20 protein-coding genes and 1 tRNA gene are annotated in these 19,840 nt (G+C 58.6%); 3 read left to right on the top strand and 18 right to left on the bottom strand.

Annotated features, from left to right (window positions below; genetic code table 11):
- The first annotated feature begins 125 nt into the window (after positions 1 to 125).
- Together mltB and CD04_RS0101315 are read left to right on the top strand one after the other, a co-directional pair.
- On the top strand, positions 126 to 1,136 hold the full coding sequence (gene mltB, locus CD04_RS0101320; RefSeq protein WP_051848841.1) for a lytic murein transglycosylase B: 1,011 nt from the start codon (positions 126 to 128) through the stop codon (positions 1,134 to 1,136).
- Between the two features lie 46 nt (positions 1,137 to 1,182).
- Positions 1,183 to 1,365, top strand: a complete 183-nt coding sequence (locus tag CD04_RS0101315; RefSeq protein ID WP_051849189.1) for a DUF6726 family protein — start codon at positions 1,183 to 1,185, stop codon at positions 1,363 to 1,365.
- A 326-nt stretch (positions 1,366 to 1,691) separates the two neighbouring features.
- On the opposite strand, the gene CD04_RS0101310 is transcribed toward CD04_RS0101315, so the two are convergent.
- A complete protein-coding gene (locus CD04_RS0101310) occupies positions 1,692 to 2,612 on the bottom strand; it encodes a DMT family transporter (protein ID WP_031404021.1) in 921 nt (306 codons plus the stop codon).
- A gap of 430 nt (positions 2,613 to 3,042) precedes the next feature.
- Here CD04_RS0101310 and CD04_RS0101300 point away from each other — a divergent pair, with 430 nt between their 5' ends.
- On the top strand, positions 3,043 to 3,795 hold the full coding sequence (locus tag CD04_RS0101300) for a metallophosphoesterase family protein (protein WP_031404019.1): 753 nt from the start codon (positions 3,043 to 3,045) through the stop codon (positions 3,793 to 3,795).
- Positions 3,796 to 3,823: 28 nt separating this feature from the next.
- Here the strand turns inward: CD04_RS0101300 and CD04_RS0101295 are convergent, their stop codons facing one another.
- The 17 genes from CD04_RS0101295 to CD04_RS0101215 form a co-directional block, all read right to left on the bottom strand.
- Positions 3,824 to 4,429 (bottom strand): NUDIX hydrolase, encoded by a 606-nt coding sequence (locus CD04_RS0101295; RefSeq protein ID WP_038167390.1) that lies wholly within the window; start codon positions 4,427 to 4,429, stop codon positions 3,824 to 3,826.
- A 19-nt stretch (positions 4,430 to 4,448) separates the two neighbouring features.
- Complete coding sequence (locus CD04_RS0101290) at positions 4,449 to 4,751, bottom strand: DUF2818 family protein (protein ID WP_031404017.1); 303 nt, start codon at positions 4,749 to 4,751, stop codon at positions 4,449 to 4,451.
- A gap of 28 nt (positions 4,752 to 4,779) precedes the next feature.
- Entirely contained in the window at positions 4,780 to 6,240 is a 1,461-nt protein-coding gene (gene nuoN, locus CD04_RS0101285; RefSeq protein WP_031404016.1) for an NADH-quinone oxidoreductase subunit NuoN, read from the bottom strand.
- 15 nt (positions 6,241 to 6,255) lie between these two features.
- Positions 6,256 to 7,740 carry an NADH-quinone oxidoreductase subunit M gene (locus CD04_RS0101280; protein WP_031404015.1) on the bottom strand — a complete coding sequence of 495 codons (1,485 nt, stop codon included), beginning with the start codon at positions 7,738 to 7,740 and terminating at the stop codon, positions 6,256 to 6,258.
- 32 nt (positions 7,741 to 7,772) lie between these two features.
- Positions 7,773 to 9,800, bottom strand: a complete 2,028-nt coding sequence (gene nuoL, locus CD04_RS0101275) for an NADH-quinone oxidoreductase subunit L (protein ID WP_031404014.1) — start codon at positions 9,798 to 9,800, stop codon at positions 7,773 to 7,775.
- 3 nt (positions 9,801 to 9,803) lie between these two features.
- On the bottom strand, positions 9,804 to 10,118 hold the full coding sequence (gene nuoK / locus CD04_RS0101270) for an NADH-quinone oxidoreductase subunit NuoK (protein WP_031404013.1): 315 nt from the start codon (positions 10,116 to 10,118) through the stop codon (positions 9,804 to 9,806).
- Between the two features lie 3 nt (positions 10,119 to 10,121).
- Positions 10,122 to 10,757 (bottom strand): NADH-quinone oxidoreductase subunit J, encoded by a 636-nt coding sequence (locus CD04_RS0101265; protein WP_031404012.1) that lies wholly within the window; start codon positions 10,755 to 10,757, stop codon positions 10,122 to 10,124.
- A 108-nt stretch (positions 10,758 to 10,865) separates the two neighbouring features.
- Positions 10,866 to 11,354 (bottom strand): NADH-quinone oxidoreductase subunit NuoI, encoded by a 489-nt coding sequence (gene nuoI / locus CD04_RS0101260; RefSeq protein WP_031404011.1) that lies wholly within the window; start codon positions 11,352 to 11,354, stop codon positions 10,866 to 10,868.
- A 13-nt stretch (positions 11,355 to 11,367) separates the two neighbouring features.
- On the bottom strand, positions 11,368 to 12,429 hold the full coding sequence (gene nuoH, locus CD04_RS0101255; protein ID WP_031404010.1) for an NADH-quinone oxidoreductase subunit NuoH: 1,062 nt from the start codon (positions 12,427 to 12,429) through the stop codon (positions 11,368 to 11,370).
- Between the two features lie 3 nt (positions 12,430 to 12,432).
- Complete coding sequence (gene nuoG / locus CD04_RS0101250; protein ID WP_031404009.1) at positions 12,433 to 14,787, bottom strand: NADH-quinone oxidoreductase subunit NuoG; 2,355 nt, start codon at positions 14,785 to 14,787, stop codon at positions 12,433 to 12,435.
- Between the two features lie 59 nt (positions 14,788 to 14,846).
- On the bottom strand, positions 14,847 to 16,181 hold the full coding sequence (gene nuoF / locus CD04_RS0101245; RefSeq protein WP_031404008.1) for an NADH-quinone oxidoreductase subunit NuoF: 1,335 nt from the start codon (positions 16,179 to 16,181) through the stop codon (positions 14,847 to 14,849).
- On the bottom strand, positions 16,178 to 16,678 hold the full coding sequence (gene nuoE, locus CD04_RS0101240) for an NADH-quinone oxidoreductase subunit NuoE (protein WP_031404007.1): 501 nt from the start codon (positions 16,676 to 16,678) through the stop codon (positions 16,178 to 16,180). Before nuoE ends, nuoF begins: the two co-directional genes overlap by 4 nt.
- A 5-nt stretch (positions 16,679 to 16,683) precedes the next feature.
- On the bottom strand, positions 16,684 to 17,937 hold the full coding sequence (locus tag CD04_RS0101235) for an NADH-quinone oxidoreductase subunit D (RefSeq protein WP_031404006.1): 1,254 nt from the start codon (positions 17,935 to 17,937) through the stop codon (positions 16,684 to 16,686).
- Between the two features lie 5 nt (positions 17,938 to 17,942).
- Complete coding sequence (locus CD04_RS0101230) at positions 17,943 to 18,569, bottom strand: NADH-quinone oxidoreductase subunit C (RefSeq protein ID WP_031404005.1); 627 nt, start codon at positions 18,567 to 18,569, stop codon at positions 17,943 to 17,945.
- A 34-nt stretch (positions 18,570 to 18,603) separates the two neighbouring features.
- A complete protein-coding gene (locus tag CD04_RS0101225; protein WP_031404004.1) occupies positions 18,604 to 19,080 on the bottom strand; it encodes an NADH-quinone oxidoreductase subunit B family protein in 477 nt (158 codons plus the stop codon).
- 26 nt (positions 19,081 to 19,106) lie between these two features.
- Positions 19,107 to 19,466 (bottom strand): NADH-quinone oxidoreductase subunit A, encoded by a 360-nt coding sequence (locus tag CD04_RS0101220; RefSeq protein ID WP_031404003.1) that lies wholly within the window; start codon positions 19,464 to 19,466, stop codon positions 19,107 to 19,109.
- Positions 19,467 to 19,592: 126 nt separating this feature from the next.
- Positions 19,593 to 19,677 (bottom strand) — tRNA-Leu (locus CD04_RS0101215).
- Positions 19,678 to 19,840 lie beyond the last annotated feature (163 nt).

Here is a 19,840-nt window from a genome sequence, read left to right as displayed (position 1 = left end):
TTACACTCATACGTCCGGCTCCCGTCGTCATGGATCGCTCTCAACCCCCTGCCTCACGCTGCCTCCAGCGCCGTCACGCGCTGCGCTGTGCCTTGGCCCTCCTGACTGCCACTTGGCTTCCGAGGATGGCGTTTGCACAGGGCTCTGATTCTCCCGCGAGTGAAGCCGACATTGCGTCGACGCCGAGCTATGCCGATTCGCCGCGCGTGCCACAACTGGCCGCACGGCTGGCGCAACAAACCGAGTTGGACCGAAAGTGGATCGCCAGCCAACTCGGCCGGGCACGATTCCAGCCAGAAGTGGTGCGTCTCATCATCCCCGGCAAACCACAGCAGAAGAACTGGGCCGTGTACCGCAGCCACTTTGTTGACGCCATGCGCATTCGTGCTGGGTCGGACTTCATTCAGGAATTCAGCGTGTGGCTACGCAAGGCGGACAGCCGCTTCGGCGTGCCCCCCGCCATCGTCACCGGGATCCTCGGGGTCGAAACGATCTACGGTCGCAACATGGGCAGTTTTCGCGTCCTGGACGCTCTAACGACGCTGTCACTGGACTTTCCGACCACTGCGCCCAGAGACCGCAGCGGCTATTTCAGTGCTCAGCTCGGCGACTATCTGCTTTGGTGCCACCAGAATGACTTTGACGCCGCCGAGGTGAAGGGCTCGTATGCGGGCGCCATTGGCATGCCGCAGTTCATGCCGGGAAATATCCTTCGCTACGCGCTGAATTTTGATGGCGGCAGCAAGATTGACATCATCGAAAACCCCGCCGACGCAATTGGCAGCGTGGGCAACTTTCTGGCGGAACACGGCTGGCAACGGGACAAACCCACGCATTTTCCGCTTGTGATGCCGCACTCCATTGCACCCGACACACTGGCACGGCTTCTCGAGCCTGACATCATTCCGAGCTTCAGCGCGCCACAATTGCAGGCCGCAGGCCTGCCCCTCCCACCCCGCGCTCTGGATTATGGGGGCAAGCTCTCCGTGGTGCAATTACCCAATGCAGATGGCGAACCTGACTACATTCTGGGAACCGATAACTTCTACGTTGTGACTCGTTACAACCACTCTGCGCTCTACGCTCTGGCAGTCATCGAACTCGGCAACGCTGCAGTGGCTGCGGCGCAGGCATGAGCGATCTGCGACGCATAGGCACCAAACACCTGAAATGGATCTAACCATGACGTATAGCCCCAATGTCAAAATGACGATTGCCGTGCTGATGGCCACAGCCGCTCTGTCAGGCTGCGGTGTGATGGCTGCCCCATGCCGCGTAGCATCGGCGGGCATCAAGATGATTCCAGTCGTCGGCCATGTCGCCGCGGCTCCTACGGACGTCTGCGCAGCGGTGATTGACCCTTGACACGCGAGTCATCGCCGAGCATAGGGGCGCAAGCGGGCGCAAGCGGGCGCAAGCGCGGATTCCAAAGCCCATCAACTGCGCCTTCCCACCATCCAAACCCCGGTGAAATGCATCCGTCTCAGGGTCGCTGGCGTCGCAAGAAGGATGAGGGACCGCATCAGCCAAGTCAGCGCCCGCAGCACGGCGCGAGACTCGGCGCAGAGAGCCCCTGATATTTTTGCGGCCTTGCGCGCGCTGCCGCCCGCAGGAAACGGGCAGAGATGTCTACCGTCTTGGGACGAAAGGGATTGGTGGCATCCACACGCAGCTCGGCCTGGCCATGATGGTCAGCGTGCCGGCGACATTCGCGGTCGCGCTCGCAACGCCACGTGAATGCCAGCAAAGATCAGTGCGGCACCGAAAAGATGATAGAGCGCGATACCCTCATGTAGGAACACGTAGGACAGAAACGCCGCAAAAATTGGGGCCAGATTGCCGAAATACGCTGGAATCTGTGCTCCTGTGCGCGCCACCGCCGTGCCCCAGCACACGTAGGCTAGGAGCGAGGCCAGAACGGCCACGTAGGCGATCGCCAGCGCCACCGACAGCCCCCACTGCGTGCTTTCCCCCAACCCCCAATGCTCGAACGCCGCAAACGGCGCAATGAATAGCGTGCCCCAGGCCATCTGTGCGGTCAGCGAGACGAATGGCGATAAACCCAGCGGACGGCGGCGCAGTTCCCAAGTGTAAAAGCCCCATAAGAATACGGCGACCAACATGATGATGTCGCCGGCTGCCAAATGCAGTTGCAGCAAGTGTGCCAGATGCCCTTTCGTAACCACTACACCGACCCCTGCGATCGACAGTGCAGCCCCCCACCACGATTCGGCCCCAATCGGCTCTCGGTAGAACAGAGCGCCAATGAGCAAAATAAACACGGGAGCTGCGGACGTGATCAATGACACATTGAGCGGCGTGCTGGTATGCAGGGCGACGTACTGCAACGAGTTGTAGCAGGCCACACCAAGAAAACCCATCCTTGCCAACGCAACCCATTGCCGTCGCAAAATCGTGCGGCTGCGCCACAGCGGCACGGCAGTAAAGAGCACAGCCACAATAAACGCAAAAAACCAGCGGTAAAAGCTAAGTGCAAGCGGCGGGATTTGTCCCACCATCAATCGACCGACAACGGCGTTGCCCGCCCAGAAGAATGGTGGCAAGACGAGCAAGACGAGGGTGTTGAAATTCAATGTGTGGTGGGTTCGCATGCCCACATTATTTCAAGCGCGCGCAAATCGTGCTGCGGCCATGCACAATCCGCAGCCGGTGCTCGATTCGTGATCTCATCGAACAGACCAGACCATCCGCCCTTGCTCCGCATGCAGCCACGGGGCCTCGCCATCTGCAATGCGCATCCCAATCACGCCTCTGCGCCTGGTTCGGCTCACTTTGCCGCACGGCGGCTGCCTTCATGGGCCATGAAGCCCAGGCGCCCCTGCGAGAAGCGGTTGGTGTCCACGCCTTGGCTCGCGGACGGCCCATGGACGGCATCGACTGGGAAGCCGGACACATGATGACCTTCGCATTGCCAGCCTATTGGCGGACCTTCGCTGCGGTGACCGCCTGTGCAACCACGGCAGTGCCATGCCACAATCAGCGCACCCCTTACCCACATTTTCGCCGCCCATGAGTCCTACTCTGCGCATTGCCGTGGTATCTGATATTCACGGAAACCTGCCTGCGCTCCAGGCTGTGCTCCTCGACGTGGCGCGGCGTGGTGCGGACATCGTTGTCAATTGTGGCGACTTGGTGAGCGGCCCTTTGTGGCCAAGCGAAACAGCGGAACTGCTGATGCACCACAATTGGCCGACCATCACTGGCAACCACGAGCGGCAATTGCTCGCCTGCGCTCACTTACCTGGCGACGCCGCCGACCGGTACGCCTTTGACGCGCTTACCCAGCCACAACGCGATTGGCTCGCCCGCCTTCCAGCAACCTCGGCACCCGCGGATGATGTACGCATGGTGCATGGAAGGCCTGGCAGCGATGTTGACTATTTGCTGGAAACGGTCACGCCTGACGCAGGAGCACTCGGTGCACGCATGGCAACGCAGCGCGAAATCGCCGAGCGGCTGGCGGGCTTCGAGGCACCGGCCCTTTTGCTCTGCGGCCACAGCCACCAGCCTCGTGTCGTGAATCAGGGAACCACTCTGATCGTCAATCCGGGTAGCGTCGGCCTTCCAGCTTTCGACGATGACCACGGCGGCATCCATATCATCGAAACTGGCGGAGCGCACGCGCGCTATGCCCTTTGCGAACGTCGTGCGGGGCGCTGGAGCGCAGCACTGATTGCGATTGATTATGACTGGGATGCAGCCGTGACCAAGGCAAGCGCAGCTGGGTTTCAGGACTGGGCACGTTGGCTTGCGACGGGGCGGGCGCACAGCTAGTGCGCACGCCTTCAACCCGGCCAGGCCCTCACGTCGTCGCCGCGGCGTCCAGACTCTGCCAAGCCAACTCCCATTGTCCGCTGAGCAGTTTGTCCAGCCAAAACGCCCCGATGACAGTTTTAACGTCGGTCACCGTTCCATCTCGAACCCAGCTGAGCAAGTCCGCCGGCTCAGCCTCGAACACTTCCAGAAACTCGTGCGCGTCAAGCTGCTGCCTGCCCGCTTTGAGGCCACGCGCGAATGTCAAATGAATCGCCTCGTCCGAGTAGGAAATCGCATTGTTAATGGCGCCAATATAAGCCCATTGTGCCGCACTGTACCCGGTCTCTTCTCGCAGTTCACGCTGGGCACAGAACTGCCAACACTCGCCGGCATCAAGCTTGCCTGCAGGAAACTCAACCATCACACGGCCCATCGGGGTACGCCACTGCCGCTCCATCAAGACGCGTCCATTGTCCAGCAGCGGAATGACCATCACCGCGCCCGAATGCTTGATGTATTCCCGCGTCGCGAGCACACCGTCGGGCAGACGCACGGTGTCGCGCCGGACATGAAGAAACTGCCCATCAAACACCCGCTCCGTGGAGACCTGGGTTTCCTTAAGATGGGACGGCTCAGTTTGACTCACGTCGATTTGAGGATCTCGCCCCAGGCTAGCTTTCCACGCGCCGCATCAGATAGCGCAGCACATAGCCTGGGAAAGCCAAGACCAGGAACATCGAGGCTGATACGGCGTAGAACTCCCAATGCTGAGGGTAGATCTGTCCCAGACGAGACTCCAGGCTCAACGATAAGCCCCCAACGACGAAATACAGCACCACGACCTCGGCCACGCGCAGGAGCCAACCTTTCGGCCTTTTCAGGGGGAATACCAGGAAAAACTGGTTGGAAAGGAATGGAAGGTTGGCACCAATAATTGCAAGCACCAGGACGAGCCAAACAGCAGAGGATTGCATAAGCAAGAAATTCCAGTGACGTCTGCGTTTAATGCAGTGTGTTGGCGATGGCTTGATAGCACAAGGTCATCAGGCCGCCCGGCAGGATACCCAGGCCCAACACAGCCAACCCGTTAAGCGACATCAGAGCCCAAGCGACGGGCGAAGCCTGAACGCGGTGCTCGCGCGTTGGCGCGTCGAAATACATGGTCTTGACCATGCGCAGATAGTAAAAAGCGCCAATCACCGAGAGCACCACGGCTACGACCACCAACCAGACACGGCCAGTGGCCAGGAGCACGGAAAGAACTTCAAATTTCGCGTAAAAACCCGCAAAGGGGGGCAACCCGGCAAGCGAGAACATCAAAAACGCCATGACGCCGGCGAGCCACGGGTGGCTCTTGCCAAGCCCGGCAAAATCCTTCAGATCTTCGGCTTCAAAACCCTGATGGGCCATGAACATGATGACTCCGAAGGTCCCCAGTGTCGTGAGCACATAAATGACCAGATAAAACATTGCCGCACCATAGGCGACTGATGCGGATATGCCGTTGCCATTAATCATGCCAGACATCAGGCCTAGCAGCATAAATCCGATCTGCGCAATCGTCGAATATGCCAGCATGCGCTTGAGATTGGTCTGCGCAATAGCCGCAAAGTTCCCCACGACGATGGAAAGCAGCGCCAGTACCATCAGCATCTGCTGCCAGTCTACGGCCAGCGGGAACATGCCTTCGACCAGCAAGCGTATGGCCATCGCAAAGGCCGCCAGTTTGGGCGCCCCGCCCACCAGTAGAACGATAGCCGTGGGCGCACCTTGGTACACGTCGGGAATCCACATGTGAAAGGGCACTGCGCCGAACTTGAAGGCAACGCCGGCGACGATGAACACGAGCCCCATGACCAGCGCGGCACGATTGATCGGCTCCATGGCAATCGTCTTGAACGCCACGCCCAAATCCAGGGACCCGGTAGCGCCATAGATCATGCTCATACCGTAGAGCAAGAAACCGGAGGCCAATGCCCCCAGCACGAAGTACTTCATTGCTGCTTCGGTCGCCAGGGCCGAATCGCGCCGCAGCGCCACGAGTGCATATAGCGCGAGCGACAATAGCTCAAGGCCCAGATAGATCATCAACAGGTTATTGCCGGAGATCATGACGAACTGACCCAGCAGCGCAAACAGCGAAAGGCTAAAGAGTTCGCCACCCCACATGCCGCGGTCCAGCGCATAGCGTCGCGCGTAGATCAGGCTGATGCCAGTGGCCACAGTTGTAAACAACTTGAGCAACATGGCCATCGGATCGACGATGACCATGCGCTGCATGGCGAATACCTCAAGGCCCGATGCGTAATAGGCGCCGCTCATGACAGCCAGCACGAGCAGTGTAAGGAGCGTGAGCCCGTATGCCACGCGATGGTCTGCGTCCTTGAAAAACAGGTCGGCGAGCATGACCACGCAGGCCATGACTAGCAGGTAGATCTCGGGGTAGATCGCAATCCAGTTCATCATCAGGTAGGCGGTTTACTGCAGTTTGGAGGCAGCCACATGCTGCAGGAGTTGGGTGACGCTGGCTTGCATGGGGTCGGTGAAGAATTTGGGGTACAAGCCGAACCACAGGACCGCAGCAGCGAGCAGAGCCAAGATGACGAACTCACGCGATCCGATGTCCTTCAGCGCAGCCACGTGGTCGTTGCGGACGGGACCAAAGAACACGCGCTTGACCATCCACAGCGTGTAACTGGCGCCGAGGATCAAGGTCGTGGCAGCCAACATGCCGAGCCAGAAATTGCCCTTCACAGCGGCAAGAATCACCATCCATTCGCCGACGAAACCACTTGTGCCAGGCAATCCAGCGTTGGCCATCGCGAACAGCACGGCAAATGCGGCAAAGTGGGGCATGACCGTCGTGACGCCTCCATACTCGGCAATTGCACGAGTGTGCATGCGGTCATACAACACTCCAATGCTCATGAACATCGCACCCGAGACAAAGCCGTGCGAGATCATCTGCATCAAGCCGCCCTGCACGCCAAGGTTGGAGAACAGGAAAAAGCCAAGCGTGACGAAACCCATGTGCGCGATGGACGAATAGGCGACCAGCTTCTTCATGTCCGTTTGCACCATGGCCACCAGGCCGATATAAATGACCGCAATGATGGATAGCGTGATGATGATCGGAGCCAGTTCGTGGCTTGCGTCGGGCACGATGGGCAACACAAACCGCACGAAACCGTAGGCGCCAAGCTTGAGCATGACGGCGGCAAGGACGATGGAGCCACCCGTGGGGGCTTCCACGTGCGCATCGGGCAACCACGTATGCACCGGCCACATCGGGATCTTCACCGCGAATGCGAAAAAGAAGGCCACGAAAAGCAGGACCTGCGCCACGCTGGATAGCGGAACCGTGTACCAGTCAAGAATGTTGAAACTACCGCCGGACTGGAAGTAAAGATAGATGAGCGCCACAAGCATCAGCAGCGATCCAAGGAGCGTATAGAGAAAGAACTTGAACGCTGCATACACGCGGCGTGGTCCTCCCCAGATTCCTATGATCAGGTACATCGGGATCAGAGTTGCCTCGAAGAACACGTAGAACAAAATGCCATCGAGTGCACAAAACACGCCAACCATCAACCCGGAAAGAATCAGGAATGAGGCCATGTAGAGCGCTACGCGCTCGGTGATGATTTCCCAGCCTGCGATCACCGTAATGACCGTGATGAAGGCGGTAAGCGGGACAAACCATAGCGAAATACCGTCGATCCCGAGGTGGTAGTGAATGTTAAACGGCTCGATCCACGGCGCACGCTCGACAAACTGCATGCCTGCGTCGGCCAGGTTGAAGTTCGTGACCAGCGGAATTGTGACCAGGAAACTCAAAATGCTTCCGGCAAGCGCCAATGAGCGCATAGCCGGAGCGTTGGAATCCCGCCCGAGCAGCAATATCAGGATGCCAAAGGCGATGGGCGTCCAGATGGACAGGCTCAGCAAGGGTAGCGATTGCATAAGGTTGAACGAAGCCGCGGGCCCTGTTGGATTTATCGGATGAACCAGCCGGACAGCAGCTTGCCCGGAACGAATAGCCACATGAATACGACCACGCCCGCCACCATGGCCAATGCGTAGTAGTAAAGGAAGCCGGTTTGCAACTGCCGAATCAGACCGGCGGCGACATCGATCATGCGCGCCGTACCGTTGACCACAAGACCGTCGATAAAGCCTGCGTCAGCGCCCTTCCACAGCCCCTTGCCGACCAGCCGGGTCCCTGCGGCAATGACGTGCTCATTGATCCAGTCCATGTAATACTTGTGATCAAGCAAAATGTAGACGGGCTTAAACATGCGCTGCACCGCGGCTGGAAAGGCCAGATTCACCATGTATGCGTACCACGCAACGGCCACACCTGCAATTGCCAACCAAAGCGGCAACGTGCTCACCGCATGCAGTGCCATCTGTAGGGGACCGTGGAAATGCTCGCGCAAATCGGTCATGGCCGGATGCGCTGCCGCGTTCACCACAATGGCTCCATTGAAAAACCCGCCGTACAGCAGAGGCTGAATCGTCACGTAGCCGATTACTGCTGAAGGGATCGCCAAAAGGATGAGCGGAAGCGTAATGACCCATGGAGACTCGCGCGGCTCCAGGGAGCCGTGGCCGTGGGCATGATCCTGCCCGCCGTGCTCGTCATGTCCAGGCACGTGGCGGAAGCGCTCTTCACCATGGAAGACTAGGAAATACAGCCTGAATGAGTAAAGCGCCGTGACAAACACGCTGGCCGTCACGGAAAACGTGGCGAATCCGGATCCAGACAGATGGCTGGCCGCAACCGCATCGATGATGCTGTCCTTCGAATAGAAGCCGGCGAAAAATGGTGTTCCGATCAGCGCCAGCGATCCAATGAGGAACGTGATCCAGGTAATGGGCATGTACTTACGCAGGCCGCCCATGTGGCGGATATCCTGATCGTGATGCATGCCGATGATGACGGAGCCCGCAGCCAGAAACAGCAGCGCCTTGAAGAAGGCGTGGGTCATGAGGTGGAAGATGGCCACCGAGTAGGCTGAGGCGCCCAAGGCCACAGTCATGTAACCCAGCTGCGAAAGCGTTGAGTATGCGATCACCCGTTTGATGTCGTTCTGGATGACCCCCAGGAAGCCCATGAACAGCGCCGTGATTGCGCCAATCACCAAGATGAAGGACAGCGCCGTATCAGACAACTCAAACAGCGGCGACATGCGCGCCACCATAAAGATGCCGGCAGTCACCATCGTGGCGGCATGAATCAGCGCGGATATGGGGGTGGGACCCTCCATGGAGTCGGGGAGCCACACGTGTAACGGGAATTGCGCACTTTTTCCCATTGCTCCCACGAACAGGCTGATGCACATCACGGTCATGAGCATCCAGTCCGTGCCCGGGAAATGAAGTTTGGCAAGCTCTGGCGCCTTGGCGAAGATGTCGTTGTAGTTCAGGCTACCGGTGTAGGCCAGCGCCAGACCGATGCCGAGTATGAATCCAAAGTCACCCACGCGGTTAACGATGAAGGCCTTCATGTTGGCGAACACCGCAGATGGCCGCGTGTACCAGAAGCCGATCAGAAGATAGGACACGAGCCCCACGGCTTCCCAGCCGAAGAACAGTTGAAGCATGTTGTTGCTCATGACCAGCATCAGCATGCTGAAGGTGAACAGGCTGATGTAGGAGAAAAAGCGCTGATATCCGGGGTCATCGGCCATGTAGCCAATGGTGTAGACATGCACGCACAGCGAGACAAAGGTCACGACTACCATCATCAACGCCGAGAGGCTGTCGATCAAGAATCCAACATCCATCTTGAGCGAGCCAACCTGCATCCATGTGTAGACCGTCCCGTTGTAGTGGGCACCGCCCACCACCTGTATCAGGACCCAGGCCGAAAGGGCGAAAGAAATCGCCACGCTACCTGTGGTGACCGTGTGTGCACCAGCGCGGCCGATTGCCTTGCCGAATAGACCGGCGATGATCGCACTCGCCAGCGGCGCCAGCGCGATGACGAGCAAAAGCGTGGGATTGAGCGTGCCTGCCATGCCTTAGCCCTTGAGATGGTCGAGTTCATCCACGTTGATCGTGGACAGATTGCGAAATAACACCACCAGAATGGCCAAGCCAATGGCCGACTCGGCCGCTGCGACGGTGAGAATGAAGAACACGAACACCTGACCGGCCATGTCCTGCAGGTAGTGCGAAAAGGCGATGAAATTGAGGTTCACCGCCAAAAGCATCAACTCGATGGCCATCAAGAGGACAATGAGGTTGCGCCGGTTGAGAAAGATACCAACCACCGAGATGGCAAAGAGGATGGCGCCGAGCACCAGGTAATGCGCGAGACTAAGTGATCCCAACATGGCTTACTCCTTGCCCTCTGGCTTCATCTGGACCAAACGCACGCGGTCTTGTCGCCGCACTTTGAGCTGCTCGGAGACTTGAATGCTCTTCGTATCCTTGCGACGGCGCAGAGTCAGGGAAATGGCGGCGATGATGGCCACCAAGAGAATGACCGCTGCAATCTCGAGCGGGTACAGGTAATGCGTGTATACAACCAGCCCAAGCGCGTTCGTGTTGGGCATCTGTGCAAGGGCGTGCGCCGCTGCTGAAGCGGGCTGTCCGCCGATTTGCGCCGCCGCAGTCTGCCCCCCGATCTGGAACGCTTGCATCAGCACTGCAGCCATTTCCAGCACGATGAAAACGCCGACCAAGGCGGCAACTGGGAAGAATCGCCAAAAGCCCTGTCGCAATCGGTCGAGGTTGATGTCGAGCATCATGACCACGAACAAAAACAGCACCATGACGGCGCCCACGTAAACCAGGACGAGCACGATCGCAAGGAATTCCGCTCTCAGCAGGATCCAGATTGTGGACGCCTGGAAGAATGCCAAGACCAGATACAGCGCCGAGTGAACCGGGTTGCGCGACGTAATGACGCGGAACGCGGCAAAAAGAAGAACTGCGGCGAAGATGTAAAACAACGCGGTTTGGATGGTCATAGCAAGTAGGGAGTTCGACACCGCAGACAGGGCCGCATGCGAGGCAAGAGCGCGGTCGGGAGCCTGGCGCGTGAGAAGGCGCGGCATCCCGGACGGCCCCGAGAGCCTTCAGCGATATTGGGCGTCGGCCTCCTTGTTGGGCGCGATTTCGTGTTCGTAACGGTCACCTACAGCCAGCAGCATCTCCTTCGTGAAGTACAGGTCGCCGCGCTGTTCGCCGTGATATTCAAAGATGTGGGTCTCCACGATGGAATCCACGGGGCAACTCTCCTCGCAGAAGCCACAGAAAATGCACTTGGTCAGGTCAATGTCATATCGAGTGGTGCGGCGCGTGCCGTCAGCGCGCTGGTCACTTTCGATCGTGATCGCCAGCGCTGGGCACACAGCCTCGCACAACTTGCACGCAATGCAACGTTCTTCGCCATTCGGGTAGCGGCGCAGCGCGTGCAGGCCGCGAAACCGGGGTGACATCGGCGTCTTCTCTTCGGGATATTGCACCGTGATTTTGCGTCGGAAGGCGTGCTTGCCGGTGAGGGCAAGCCCCTTGAAGAGTTCGACCAGGAAAAAGCTGTTGAAGGTGTCGCGCACGGCGGCCATGTTCGTACTCCGTTCAGTGCCAAATCGACCAAGGGGTTTGCATCCACGCGCCGATCAGCACCAGCCACACCAAGGTGACGGGGATGAAGATTTTCCAGCCCAGACGCATGATCTGGTCGTAGCGGTAACGCGGAAACGTCGCACGCACCCACAGAAAGATGGACACTACGAGAAAGGCCTTGATGCCGAGCCAGATCCATCCTGGGACGAAACCGAGGAACGACAGTGGCGCGTCCCACCCGCCAAGAAACATGATCGTGGCGAGGAACGAAACAAGGATCATGTTCGCGTATTCCGCAAGGAAGAACAGCGCGAACGACATGCCGGAATATTCGACCATGTGGCCGGCCACGATTTCCGACTCACCCTCGACCACATCAAATGGGTGGCGATTGGTCTCCGCAATCCCAGAAATGAGGTAAACAACAAAGATAGGCAACAGCGGCAGCCAATTCCACGAAAGAAAATTCAGTCCCATGAGGGCGAAACGGCCCTGCTCCTGCCCAACCACGATCTGCGTGAGGTTGAGGCTGCCAGACACCATCAATACGACAACCAGGCAAAAGCCCATGGCGATCTCGTAGCTGACCATCTGCGCCGACGCACGCATGGCGCCCAGGAACGCGTACTTTGAATTGGACGCCCACCCCGCGATGATGACACCGTAGACCTCCAGCGAGGTCACGGCCATGAGCAACAAGAGCCCGGCGTTTACGTTAGCCAGCGCCACATCCGGCCCGAAAGGCATGACGGACCATGCAGCCAGCGCCGGCATGATCGTCATGATGGGTCCCAGAATGAACAAAAACTGGCTTGCCTGCGTGGGTACGATGATTTCCTTGAATATGAACTTCAGTCCGTCGGCTATCGGCTGCAAAAGTCCGTAGGGTCCGACGCGGTTAGGACCGATTCGAACCTGAATCCACCCGATGAGCTTGCGCTCCCACAACGTGAGGTAGGCGACCGCGATGAACAGCGGCAGCACGATAGCAACGATCTTGATGATGGTCCAAATCACGGGCCACGCGACTGGGCCGAGCAGGTTCAATCCACCGGAGTTGAAGGCTTCAAGCATGGGTCAGGCCTTGTGCACAGAAACTGCGCCGAACATGGGGCCGAGGCCAACGGTGGCGGGGTGCGCCGCGGCAATACGTACCACGCCCGTCGCCAAGCCATTGTCCAACCTCACCGATAACTCGGTGGTGGCGGCTCCCTGCTGCACCTTCACACGGTCCCCGGACTGCAGCCCGAGCCGCTGCCATGCATCAGGGGCGAGCGCGATCTGCCCTGCCAAGCGTGCATCGCGGGTTTGCTGCAGCGAAGCGGCGCGCCTTACGATTGCATCGCTGAAATAGATCGGCACTTCAGCAAGGCGCTCAAAATCGCTCAAACCTCGCGCCTCGCCCTGCAAGGCAAGGGAGGCGGGCAATTCCGTTCCGGTGTGCGACTGAAGGCGCTCTGCAATGTTCACGCCATGCAAAGCGGCATCGCGCACGGCTTCCACGGTGTCGTACTCAAAACCCGGCAAGCCGAGCTGATCGGCCAAGACGCGCAGCACCTTCCACGCAGGCCGCGACTGTCCGACCGGTCCAACGACCGGGCTGTACGTCTGCAAACTCCCTTCACAGTTGACGATCGCGCCCGCGGTTTCGCTGAAGGGCGCAATCGGCAACAGGACCTGGGCGTAATCGGCGACCGTGCCACGGTAGGCGGATAGCGCCACAACAAAACCGCACGCGCGCATTGCTGCTGCTGCGGCAGCGCCGTCCTGCATGTCGAACTCGGGCTCGACGCCCAAAAGAAGCATGGCCGCCGGGGGTTTTTGCACCATTTGCGCCACATTCAGGCCGCCGGACCCGGGTTTGGCGCCGACTAAATATGCCCCCACGGTGTTCGCCGCTTCCACCGTGTAGCCGAAGCTTGCACCGGTGTGCTCGGCGATCCAGCGCCCCAGGATGTCCAAATCACGTGCATGCGGATGCTGGGCCGCCGCGTTCCCAAGCAGAACCGCCTTGCGTTCGCCAGATAGCAGACTCTGCGCGATGCGTTGCGCATCCTCGGATGGCTGCATTCCCTCAAGAACTTGAGGACGAGCGACGCCGGCCTGGTCCGCCACGCACGCAGCCACCTCAGCAAGCCGGTTGACCCATGCACTCGGCGGCGCGATGAGTCGGGCGTGCAGTGGCATCAGGAGATCGTCGTCAGCAGCATGCACCACGCTGATCTTGCCGCCGGATTTGCTCGCGCGCCGCAGCTTGGCGGCAAGCAGGGGATGGTCCTTGCGCAGCAACGATCCAACGATCAACGCCGACTGAAGATGGCGCACATCGGCGACCGGTAGGCCCAAAGAGGGAATGCGGTCGTCACTGTCTCCATCCTGCGAGAAGTCGGACTGACGCAGACGGAAGTCGACGCTTTCGCTACCAAGCGCGCGCACCAACTTGCTAACCAGAAAAAGCTCCTCGACCGTGCTGACAGGGGACGCCAGCGCGCCCAGCTGCCCCGGCCCGCCCGCATCAATGATGCGCTTGAGACCATTGGCCACATAGGATAGGGCTGTGGGCCAATCCACGTCCCGCCATTGATCGCCGTCGCGGATCATCGGCTGGGTGAGTCGCTCGGAGCTGTTCAAACCTTCGTAGCTGAACCGGTCGCGATCCGAAATCCAGCACTCGTTGATGTTCTCGTTTTCCTGCGGCACCACGCGCATCACGCGGTTGTTCTTCACCTGCATGACGAGATTCGTGCCGAGGCTATCGTGCGGACTGACCGACGCGCGCCGGGTGAGCTCCCACGTCCGGGCCGCAAATCGAAAGGGCTTGCTGGTTAGTGCGCCCACAGGACAAATGTCGATCATGTTGCCTGAAAGCTCCGAGTCGATGGAGCCTTCAAGGAATGTGGTGATCTCAGAATGCTCACCGCGCATGGCCATACCCAGTTCCATCACGCCGGCCACTTCCTGACCAAAGCGCACGCATCGGGTGCAATGAATGCAGCGGGTCATTTCCTCCATGGCGATAAGCGGGCCAGCGTTCTTGTGGAACACCACGCGCTTGTCCTCGTGGTAGCGAGACGTCGATGCCCCGTAGCCCACGGCCAAGTCCTGTAATTGGCATTCACCGCCCTGGTCACAAATGGGGCAATCCAAGGGGTGGTTAATCAGCAGCAACTCCATCACACCCTTCTGCGCCTGCAGAGCCTTGTCGGAATGGGTGCGAACGATCATGCCCTGCGCGACCGGCGTGGCGCAAGCGGGGAGTGGCTTGGGCGCCTTCTCGATATCCACCAAGCACATACGGCAGTTGGCCGCGATGGACAGCTTGGGGTGATAGCAGAAATGAGGAACATAGATGTCAAGCTTGTGCGCCGCCTCCATAACCATGGAGCCCTCGGGCACCTCGACCTTTCGACCATCGATTTCCAATTCAACCATGTCGTATCAACCTCGTGTGCATACGATGCGGCAGGGCAATCAGGATTTCCGTCCCGTTCTTAAACATGCTCGTGCACCATGCAGGTCTTGTGTTCAATGTGATGTTCGAACTCAGCTCGAAAATGCTTGATGAACGATTTCACGGGCATGGCCGCCGCATCCCCAAGGGCACAGATGGTGCGTCCAGCGATGTTGTCAGAAACCGAGTTCAGCACATCGAGATCTTCGGGCCGGCCCTGGCCATGTTCGATTCGGTGAACCATTCGATAAAGCCAGCCCGTGCCTTCGCGACAAGGCGTGCACTGGCCGCAGGATTCATGCTGGTAGAAGTACGACAGTCGCTCGAGCGACTTGACCATGCAGCGCGTATCGTTGAGCACGATGACCGCCCCCGACCCCAACATGGAGCCGGCTTTTGCGATTGAGTCGTAGTCCATGGTGCAGTCCATCACGATGCTTGACGGAAGCACCGGTGCCGACGAGCCGCCAGGAATGACCGCCTTCAGCGCCCTGCCCTCGCGCATACCGCCAGCCAGAGCCAACAGCTTTGCAAATGGCATGCCCATGGGCACTTCGTAGTTGCCGGGATTGGCCACATCTCCCGAAACTGAATAAATCTTGGTACCACCGTTATTGGGTTTGCCTACATCGAGATATGCCTGGCCGCCATTGCGGATGATCCAAGGCACCGCCGCGAAGGTTTCGGTATTGTTAATGGTGGTCGGCTTGCCGTACAGACCAAAGCTGGCCGGAAACGGTGGCTTAAAGCGGGGCTGCCCCTTCTTGCCCTCAAGCGATTCGAGCAGCGCGGTTTCCTCGCCGCAGATGTAGGCCCCGAATCCATGCGAGGCGTGGAGCTCAAAGCTGAAGTCCGTACCAAGAATTTTGTTGCCGAGATATCCAGCGGCACGTGCTTCTTCGAGCGCCTCCGCGAAGCGCTCGTAGTCCTCAAAAATCTCGCCGTGAATGTAGTTATAGCCGACGCTGATTCCCATCGCATAGGCTGCAATGGCCATGCCTTCAATGACGATATGCGGGTTGAATCGCAGAATATCGCGATCCTTAAAGGTGCCAGGCTCCCCTTCATCCGAATTGCACACCAAGTACTTCTGGCCCGGGAACTGTCGGGGCATAAAGCTCCACTTCAGCCCTGTTGGAAAGCCAGCGCCACCGCGACCCCGCAGGGCTGAGAGCTTCACCTCAGCGATCACCTGCTCTGGCGTCATGCCAGGGTGGCCGTCCACGCCGAGGACTTTGCGCAAAGCCTTGTAGCCGTCCCGCTCCGCATAATCGTGCAGAGCCCAGTTCTTGCCATTCAGTCCCCGCAAGATTTGTGGCTCGACATGGCGACCGTGAAAGCAGGTTTCAAGGCCGGTAGAGGTCCCGAATTTCATGCCACGCCCCCTTGCTTGGCTTCGTGGCACAGCGATTCAATTAAGCGGTCAATTTGCTCATTGCTGAGAAAACTGCACATCCGGCGATCGTTGACAAGGGCCACTGGAGCATCGCCACAGGCACCCAGACACTCGCTTTCCTGCAGCGTGAACATGCCGTCGTTGGTGGTCTCTCCAGGAGCGATCCCCAGCTTTGCACTGAGGTACTGCATGGCCCGCGCACCGCCGCCCAACTGGCACGGCAGATTGGTACAAACGTTGAGCTTGTAGCGCCCGACCGGCTTCGTGTTGAACATGTTGTAAAAGGTCACCACCTCGTGCACGGCAATTGGTGGCATCCCGATATACGCGGCAAGTTCGCTCTCGGTGTCCGGTGAAATCCATCCGCGCTCCTGCTGCAAGATGGAAAGTGCCGCAATGACCGCCGACTGCCGCTGGTCTGCGGGATACTTGGCCAGTTCGCGGTCGATGCGCTGGCGGGTGGGTTCTGACAGCATGAGGTTTACCGATCGATTTCGCCAAACACGATATCCATCGTGCCAATGATGGCCACGGCATCCGCGATCATGTGGCCGCGCGACATTTCGTCCATGGCCGCCAGATGCGGGAAACCGGGAGCACGGATTTTCAGACGGAAGGGCTTATTCGCGCCATCCGACACGATGTAGATGCCAAACTCGCCCTTGGGATGTTCCACCGCAGCGTAGGCCTGTCCCTCTGGCACATGGAACCCCTCGGAAAACAGCTTGAAGTGGTGAATGAGATCCTCCATGCTGGTCTTCATCTCAACGCGCGATGGGGGCGCCACCTTGTGGTTGTCGGTGATGACTGGACCCGGGTTTGCACGCAACCAGGTGACACATTGCTGAATGATTCGGTTCGACTGCCGCATCTCTTCCATGCGCACGAGATATCGGTCATAGCAATCGCCGCCCTTGCCCACTGGAATATCGAAATCGACACGATCGTAGACATCGTAGGGCTGGTGCTTGCGCAGATCCCACAAAATGCCGGAGCCACGCAGCATGGGGCCGGTGAAACCCATCTGCAGGGCGCGCTCTGGGGACACCACGCCAATACCCACCGTGCGCTGCTTCCAGATGCGGTTGTCGGTCAGGAGGGTTTCGTATTCATCAACGTATTTGGGAAAGCGCTGCGTGAAATCGTCGATGAAGTCGAGCAAGGAACCTTGCCGGTTCGCGTTCAAGGCCTTCACATCACGAGGACCGTGCACACTTGACTCACGGTATTGCGGCATTTGCTCAGGCAAATCACGGTACACGCCACCGGGTCTGAAATAGGCAGCGTGCATGCGCGCACCTGAGGCAGCCTCATACATATCGAACAGATCCTCACGCTCGCGGAACGCGTACAGGAAGATCGTCATCGCGCCGCAGTCGAGGCCATGCGCGCCAAGCCAGAGCAAATGATTCAGCAGACGCGTGATCTCAGCAAACATCACTCGGATGTATTGCGCACGAATCGGCACGTCCACGCCCAGCAGCTTCTCGATAGCCAGCACATACGCATGCTCGTTACACATCATGGACACGTAATCGAGACGGTCCATATAAGGCAACGCCTGGATGTAGGTGCGTGTTTCGGCCAGCTTTTCGGTCGCCCGATGCAAAAGCCCGATATGCGGGTCCGCACGCTGTATGACCTCGCCGTCAAGTTCCAAGACCAGCCGCAGCACGCCATGCGCGGCGGGGTGCTGGGGTCCGAAATTGAGGGTGTAATTCTTGATTTCAGCCATGGCGTTCAGGTCGTGGAGGCTGCCGGTTTAGCGGAGCCCATACCACCATAACCGGCCTCGCGCACGATGCGCGGGACAATTTCACGCGGTTCAATGCTCACGGGCTGATAGATGACGCGCCTCTGCTCAGGGTCGTACCGCATTTCCACAGTGCCGCTGATCGGGAAATCCTTGCGGAACGGATGGCCGATAAAACCATAATCGGTCAGGATACGGCGTAGGTCGTTATGCCCGTCAAAGATGACACCATACAGGTCAAAAGCCTCGCGCTCGTACCAGTTGGCGCTGCTCCAGATGTCGCAAACCGAAGGCACCACGGGAAGGCTGTCATCAGCGCACCATAAACGCACCCGTACGCGTTTGTTGTGATCGATGGAAAGGAGGTGCAACACCACGCAGAAGCGCGGCCCTGACCAAGCGCTATTCGCGTAACCTTGGTAATCCACCGCGCAGAGATCAATGAGCTGCTTGAACAGCAGGGCCTCATGGTCGCGGAGGATGTTGCATGCCTCCAGATAGGTAGCGTGATGTAAATCGACTGTCATTTCGCCCTTCCCCACAGACAAGGACGCAATGCGCGCGCCCAATTGCTGTTGGAGATCGAGCTGAAGCTGTTCGAGTTTGCTGGGCATCGGGCAGTGGCGGTCGTGATGCGAAAGACTGCGCTCAGCGCGCAATGGTGTTCGTGCGGCGAATCTTGTTCTGCAACTGAATCAAACCGTACAGAAGCGCCTCGGCCGTTGGTGGACAACCGGGCACATAGACGTCCACCGGCACGATTCGGTCGCACCCGCGCACAACTGAGTACGAGTAGTGGTAGTAGCCGCCACCATTGGCGCACGACCCCATGCTGAGAACCCACCGCGGCTCTGCCATCTGGTCGTAGACCTTGCGCAGTGCGGGCGCCATCTTGTTACACAACGTGCCGGCGACAATCATCAGATCAGACTGCCGTGGACTCGGGCGAAACACGATGCCGAAGCGATCCAGGTCATAGCGTGCCGCACCTGCATGCATCATCTCAACTGCGCAGCAGGCAAGCCCGAAGGTCATGGGCCAGAGCGAGCCTGTGCGTGTCCAGTTGATCAGCTTGTCAGCCGAGGTAGTGATGAAGCCCTCGTTCAGTACACCCTCAATGCTCATAATTGGTCCTTGGCTGCTGGCTCAGATTACTCCCAGTCCAGCGCTCCTTTCTTCCACTCGTAGATAAAGCCCACCACCAGAATGGACAGGAAGATCATCATCGCCCAAAAACCCATGGGACCTACCTGCTTGATGACGACAGCCCAGGGAAAAAGGAAGGCAATCTCGAGGTCGAACAGGATAAAAAGAATGGCGACCAAGTAGTAACGCACGTCAAATTTCATACGGGCGTCCTCAAACGCCTCGAACCCGCATTCGTAGGGGGCGTTCTTTGCACTATCGGGGCGACTCGGACCCAGAAGACGGCCCAGCGCTAAGGGACCGATGCCCACGCCGATACCAACCAGGATGAAGAGCAAAACCGGCAAGTACTGCTCGAGAAACATCAGGCTCTCCTCCTTGTGGCTTCGTTGATTCAAGCTGGCCGGCGTTTCGCGACCAACCCACCCACTCACTCCCGGTACACCATACGCGGGATCCGTTGTTCTTTCTTTGATGTACTGCAACAAACTTGGTGCCGACGGCGAGACTCGAACTCGCACAGCTTTCGCCACTACCCCCTCAAGATAGCGTGTCTACCAATTTCACCACGTCGGCAAGACGCAATCGCATAAATCGTATGTAACCGGGCACTTATGCGACCAAACTCAATATTTTAACGGCCTTGGGAAGGTTCAGGCAACGTCTGTTCTGATTCATTTGCGCGATGGCAAGTTTCCAGCCTGCGAGGGGTTGACACCCCGCAAAAAACGTGTTGTGC

Origin of the sequence: Thiomonas sp. FB-Cd, assembly GCF_000733775.1 — a bacterium.
Lineage (GTDB): Bacteria > Pseudomonadota > Gammaproteobacteria > Burkholderiales > Burkholderiaceae_C > Thiomonas_A.
Note: the sequence above shows the minus strand (reverse complement) of the source record. Positions and strands in the feature narration are given on the sequence as shown.

What these genes read in the sequence shown, in the direction of transcription:
- CD04_RS0101310 (WP_031404021.1), bottom strand. Translation starts at nt 2,612, where the DNA reads ATGCGAACCCACCACACATTGAATTTCAACACCCTCGTCTTGCTCGTC.
- CD04_RS0101230 (WP_031404005.1), bottom strand. Translation starts at nt 18,569, where the DNA reads ATGCCCAGCAAACTCGAACAGCTTCAGCTCGATCTCCAACAGCAATTG.
- mltB (WP_051848841.1), top strand. Translation starts at nt 126, where the DNA reads ATGGCGTTTGCACAGGGCTCTGATTCTCCCGCGAGTGAAGCCGACATT.
- nuoI (WP_031404011.1), bottom strand. Translation starts at nt 11,354, where the DNA reads ATGGCCGCCGTGCGCGACACCTTCAACAGCTTTTTCCTGGTCGAACTC.
- CD04_RS0101290 (WP_031404017.1), bottom strand. Translation starts at nt 4,751, where the DNA reads ATGCAATCCTCTGCTGTTTGGCTCGTCCTGGTGCTTGCAATTATTGGT.
- nuoH (WP_031404010.1), bottom strand. Translation starts at nt 12,429, where the DNA reads ATGCTTGAAGCCTTCAACTCCGGTGGATTGAACCTGCTCGGCCCAGTC.
- nuoG (WP_031404009.1), bottom strand. Translation starts at nt 14,787, where the DNA reads ATGGTTGAATTGGAAATCGATGGTCGAAAGGTCGAGGTGCCCGAGGGC.
- CD04_RS0101265 (WP_031404012.1), bottom strand. Translation starts at nt 10,757, where the DNA reads ATGACCATCCAAACCGCGTTGTTTTACATCTTCGCCGCAGTTCTTCTT.
- nuoK (WP_031404013.1), bottom strand. Translation starts at nt 10,118, where the DNA reads ATGTTGGGATCACTTAGTCTCGCGCATTACCTGGTGCTCGGCGCCATC.
- nuoL (WP_031404014.1), bottom strand. Translation starts at nt 9,800, where the DNA reads ATGGCAGGCACGCTCAATCCCACGCTTTTGCTCGTCATCGCGCTGGCG.
- CD04_RS0101225 (WP_031404004.1), bottom strand. Translation starts at nt 19,080, where the DNA reads ATGAGCATTGAGGGTGTACTGAACGAGGGCTTCATCACTACCTCGGCT.
- CD04_RS0101220 (WP_031404003.1), bottom strand. Translation starts at nt 19,466, where the DNA reads ATGTTTCTCGAGCAGTACTTGCCGGTTTTGCTCTTCATCCTGGTTGGT.
- nuoE (WP_031404007.1), bottom strand. Translation starts at nt 16,678, where the DNA reads ATGCTGTCAGAACCCACCCGCCAGCGCATCGACCGCGAACTGGCCAAG.
- nuoF (WP_031404008.1), bottom strand. Translation starts at nt 16,181, where the DNA reads ATGAAATTCGGGACCTCTACCGGCCTTGAAACCTGCTTTCACGGTCGC.
- CD04_RS0101280 (WP_031404015.1), bottom strand. Translation starts at nt 7,740, where the DNA reads ATGCAATCGCTACCCTTGCTGAGCCTGTCCATCTGGACGCCCATCGCC.
- CD04_RS0101235 (WP_031404006.1), bottom strand. Translation starts at nt 17,937, where the DNA reads ATGGCTGAAATCAAGAATTACACCCTCAATTTCGGACCCCAGCACCCC.
- CD04_RS0101315 (WP_051849189.1), top strand. Translation starts at nt 1,183, where the DNA reads ATGACGTATAGCCCCAATGTCAAAATGACGATTGCCGTGCTGATGGCC.
- nuoN (WP_031404016.1), bottom strand. Translation starts at nt 6,240, where the DNA reads ATGAACTGGATTGCGATCTACCCCGAGATCTACCTGCTAGTCATGGCC.